This is a genomic window from Xenorhabdus vietnamensis, from assembly GCF_002127535.1.
Taxonomy (GTDB): Bacteria; Pseudomonadota; Gammaproteobacteria; order Enterobacterales; family Enterobacteriaceae; genus Xenorhabdus; species Xenorhabdus vietnamensis.
In genome coordinates this window covers 1-3,591 of record NZ_MUBJ01000057.1, presented here as the reverse complement: position 1 = coordinate 3,591, position 3,591 = coordinate 1, and the positions used below count along the sequence as shown (strand labels likewise).

Annotated in this window: 3 protein-coding genes and 3 pseudogenes; 3 read left to right on the top strand and 3 right to left on the bottom strand. The window is 34.9% G+C overall.

All coding sequences use genetic code 11. The features are described 5' to 3' along the window. Positions 1–214 (top strand): hypothetical protein (locus Xvie_RS22395; protein ID WP_208612655.1); only part of this gene is annotated, 214 nt, incomplete at its 5' end. A gap of 724 nt (positions 215–938) precedes the next feature. Here the strand turns inward: Xvie_RS22395 and Xvie_RS19850 are convergent. Beyond that, positions 939–1,094 (bottom strand): annotated as a pseudogene (locus Xvie_RS19850) (helix-turn-helix domain-containing protein); the annotation flags it as partial. A gap of 223 nt (positions 1,095–1,317) precedes the next feature. Here Xvie_RS19850 and Xvie_RS19845 point away from each other — a divergent pair. After that, on the top strand, positions 1,318–1,683 hold the full coding sequence (locus Xvie_RS19845) for a DUF1090 family protein (RefSeq protein WP_086110827.1): 366 nt from the start codon (positions 1,318–1,320) through the stop codon (positions 1,681–1,683). Between the two features lie 56 nt (positions 1,684–1,739). Here Xvie_RS19845 and Xvie_RS19840 read toward each other — a convergent pair whose 3' ends face one another. Then, positions 1,740–2,273 (bottom strand): hypothetical protein, encoded by a 534-nt coding sequence (locus Xvie_RS19840; protein ID WP_086110826.1) that lies wholly within the window; start codon positions 2,271–2,273, stop codon positions 1,740–1,742. Positions 2,274–2,814: 541 nt separating this feature from the next. After that, positions 2,815–3,099: pseudogene (locus Xvie_RS23470) on the bottom strand (integrase core domain-containing protein); the annotation flags it as partial. Between the two features lie 60 nt (positions 3,100–3,159). On the opposite strand from Xvie_RS23470, the pseudogene Xvie_RS23465 reads away from it, so the two are divergent. Next, positions 3,160–3,591, top strand: a pseudogene (locus Xvie_RS23465) (IS1 family transposase); the annotation flags it as partial.

Genomic DNA, 3,591 nt, shown 5'->3' with positions numbered 1-3,591 from the left:
CAATAGAACAGATTTTACATTGGTCAGACTGGAGACGGCGGCATCAATACCGGGCGCAACTATGTCACTATCGCCGCCGGGGAGATCATCGGCTTACAGCGCAATTACGGCTGTAGTACTAGTACTACAGCCGTATTTGTTTTTCTCAATCGGAAATATGCCCGTAGAACAGCTTGAAATGATACGGTTTCTCAGTTTATTGATTATCAGATAACACGTTAATTTTGGGATGATTACGGCTGTAGTACTAGTAAACCGATAAATAAAAAAAGAAAGAAAATCTATATCGAGAAAAACCCTAAACTCAGAAAATTAATTATAAAAACATTCACACTTAAAGAACAATTGGCTTTAATTAGGCATTTCTCTTTTGAAAGAGAAACAACTGATGGAAATTTTCTTGCCTGGATAATAATAAATTCCGATGCTTCTTTTTCATCATCAAGAATGATGCTAATTTGTATTTTTATTCTTTTTATAGTAACCATAATACAACAGCCTGACGCAATATATTATATCTCTCTTATTTTTTTGATAGTTATGCTACCCCTCAGCATATTAACTCCTATAATTTCAAATCACTGCATCACAGGTTACAAATTCATCACCTGCATCAAATTATCTTATTTTCAAATAAAAATGAAACTCTCTAGATTATAGACCATTCTTGCAACCACCTATTTTAAGTTAATCAAATAAACTATCTGATTAACTTATCTTGTGGCCGAAAGAATACTTTTAGTCTAATTGTAAATGAATGAACGATAATATACACAAGGCGGGGTTACCTAAGATACCATAATACATGTTTCTGATTTTCTCCCCGACTAATATAGAACACAAAAATAAAGAAGTGAATATAAAGACACCTAGCCATGAGTATTAAATTATAACTAAAAATATCATTTTATCTCATGGCTGATTTCACTGATATCAAACTATTCAATGGAAATTTTACGTACTGCCCGTTCAATAAGCTGACCGTCGCCATCAAAATACCGACTAGGCCAGATTTCCGAAAGATGTATTTCAAGATAGTTGACAATAATCCATTCGCCTTTCGGCCACGGACGACTGAGAGTATTTGCCAATGACTATAACTTAACATTCGATTTAACCCTGAGAGCGGAATATTGATAACTTGCCTGATGCCATACCAGACAACTAAAAAGGCATTATAACCTCATTCTCAACAAAAAAGATAAAAGCCTCCCTCAGCTTCCTCTTCGTTGTGAATCTGGGGGAATTTTCAGGAATAAATCGAGATTAGAGTATAAAATTTTGGATAAGTAACCTCAATAATCTTAGGAATGATTCATGATGTCGAAAACCGTGATTTTATCTGTATTGATCGTTTTCAATATGAGTGCCACCTATGCAAACCAAGGTAAGGTGGGATGTGATATTAAGAAAAACACGTTGGAAAAACAGCTCAAGTATGCTCAAGCAGATAAAGATGAGCGTCTGATAAAAGGATTAACTCGTACTTTGGAAAACATAAAGGCCACATGTGCTCTGGAAAAACGCCTAAAAGAGCAAAATAAAAAATCAGAAACTGTAAAAGATAATCTGGCCGATAATTCTTCTCCATTAAAGCAAGAAAACAACAAAAGCCAATTTCGCAAACCCACTAAAAACAGCACAATAAAGCTAATAAAAGAAGTGCAGGCTAAGCAAAAATAGCAATCCTGCACCTAATCTTATATTTTTACTGAATTTCCTAAAGAATCCGGAGAAATTTATAAATTTCTCCCTCTGACTTGCTGCACATTAGAAGGGGAGATTTTGTAGTAAATTTTATCACTTATAAGTGGATTATGTTCAATTTCTACTGAAAGAATAGAGTTATTTTTTGAGATAGCATAATGACTAAAATAATTACCTTCTCTTTCATAAGGATAATGAAATTTAGGCTTGATAAATTTTTTCTCGTAAGATTTATCCGAAGGATTATACTTATCTGAATAAACTACCTTTTTATTTCTGACAAAGACAATTTTATAAAAAAGATTGGCTTTCTCATTAAATGCCGCACCGATAATACCCTCGATATCCTTAGGTTCCATTCTTTTATCGATGATATACATTTTGTCCCAGTCAAAAGGAATGATTTCGTTCATATCAATCAAACAGGCTGTGTTCTTCTGACAATGTTTATCGACATAACCAATAATCCCCAATCGACTGTTATTAAAAAATAACGCTAAAATGATAAACCCCACTGTTAAAGCAAACATGATAATATTATTTTTGTTGACAACATGGAAAAACATCATTCCCCCCTTCATAATCAAACCTGATATGAGAAAACGGCTATGGAATTTTAACCTTGAAATCAAATGATTAATTTTAAATTTGCAACATCAGCTTTATCACTACCTCCATATTTTCTTATTTACCTTATGTCATGATATTGATAAACAATAAACACAATCAGAAAAAACCGCCTCTGCTCTTCAACAGCAGCCTGATAATTTTTTGGAGTTTACAATATGTTATGAAGATATATCTTGAATTATGGCATCACTTATTACTTATAAGCGATTGTTATGCAGTTACTATTTGATATCGTAAGTGCGATTTACAAGATAAAAAATTAACACTTATTTCCGTTTTTCATCCCCAGAGCGTTATGAACAAAGACTCAAAAGAGAGAAAAAGTATCATAAGTGTAATAGCGATTTTTTTGATTTCAAATAGAAAAATATGGTCAAAAAATAATAAATTAAAAAAATAGTTGCTAATGTGATTTAATGATAGTTTTAGAATGATTAAGTTCGTCTGGATTTGCTACAGCATATTCAGGTGTTGCGCTCAAAAAAAATTGGACATTTTTACGAAGGCCATTTCAAATTCCCCGGGCGTTAAATCATTATTAGCCGTGTGCAATCGTGTTAAATTGTAATCATGCAGATAATCCAGCACATCCTTTTTCATTTCCGCCAGGTTTTCATGATGGGGTTTGAAGAACCAGTCATGTTTCAAACTGCCAAAGAAACGTTCAACAACAACATTATCTCAACACGCCCCAACATCCCCCTGACTCGCTCTCATATCATAACTGCTGAGTAAGTTCCGGTATTGCTGGCTTGTATATTGGTCATGTCCCCAATGATTAGATGTTGTGATAAAATCCCCACTTTTTATTATGGGTGAGAGATGGCTAAAGTTGATGTGATTTGTCGTTACTGTCACAAAACAGAAGAGGTGAAAGGACATGGAAAAGGGCGCACTGGACATCCCCGCTATCACTGTTACGCCTGCCGTAAAACTTTTCAACTAACCTATACCTATCAAACCTGTAATCCTGGCATGAAAGAGCGGATTATTGATATGGTGATGAATAATTCCGGTGTCCGCGATACAGCACGTGTCCTGAAGGTTGGTATTAACACAGTCATGCGCACATTAAAAAGCTCACACCAAGAAATGTAACCACACTGCCTCTGTCAGGAAGTGATATCCAGATTATTTGTGAACTAGACGAACAAGGGTCATTTGTCGGTAACAAGAAAAACCAACGCTGGCTCTGGTATGCTTGGGAGCCATCGATGAAGCGGATTGTGGCACATGTATTTGGTGATCGCAGCA